Here is a 923-nt window from a genome sequence, read left to right on the forward strand (position 1 = left end):
ATAAAAATTTCATTGATTTTTTCTTCATGATTTTGGTACTCTCCTCTCTTCAAAACGATAAAGTGAAATATTTATCTTAAATAATACATGAATAATACATCAATAGCAACAGGGTTTAAAGGAAGGGGGATAGTGGATCATAGAGTAAGTTGTTTAATTGAAATTGCAACAAAATAATCCTTTGAATAGAAAGTGATTTGAACAGAGGGATCATTCACTGATGTATACGTCTTTCGTCTTATTTAATCCTAACCCCAATGAGGGATATTAAACAATATATTTTCATTTATAATGGGAAATATAGGAGCTTTTAAATTTATAAGGAGGGATTTGTATGAAAAGTTGGGTTCAATTTAGAGTTGCAAGGCCGACAGATAAATTTGAAGAAGTAATAAATTTTTACGAAAAAGGATTAGGCTTAAAGCGCATAGGAGAGTTTCAAAATCATGAAGGTTACGATGGGGTAATGTTTGGATTACCTGATGTAGAATACCATTTAGAATTTACAAGGCATGTGAATGGGAGTCCATGTCCTGCTCCTACAAAAGATAACTTACTTGTTTTTTATATACCTGATAAAAATGAAATCGAAAAGATAACTAATAGGTTAAATAAAATAGGATATTATGAAGTTGAACCAGAAAATCCATATTGGAAAGAAAAAGGAACGACAATAGAAGACCCTGATGGTTGGAGGATTGTACTAATGAATACAAACGGATAAAGCAAGACTTTATAAAATAATAATGCTAGTAATAACAGAACTTAACAAACATTTTTTTGTTCTTTATCCCTACAAATATTGTAGGGATTTTTATGTAAAGAAAACATTTTTGTTTAATCTTTTAAAAGTGAAGAAACCTTGCTTTTTTGAAAGTAAGGTTCAAATCAGTTCCTATAAAGTGAAACTTCACTCAGTGGGG

Annotated in this window: 1 protein-coding gene; it reads left to right on the forward strand. The window is 30.1% G+C overall.

What is annotated here, in order from left to right; genetic code table 11:
• Positions 1 to 334: 334 nt before the first annotated feature.
• Complete coding sequence (locus BAMA_RS23225; RefSeq protein ID WP_034644401.1) at positions 335 to 724, forward strand: VOC family protein; 390 nt, start codon at positions 335 to 337, stop codon at positions 722 to 724.
• The last annotated feature ends 199 nt before the right edge of the window (positions 725 to 923 follow it).

The sequence above is a fragment of the Bacillus manliponensis genome (assembly GCF_000712595.1).
Lineage (GTDB): Bacteria > Bacillota > Bacilli > Bacillales > Bacillaceae_G > Bacillus_A > Bacillus_A manliponensis.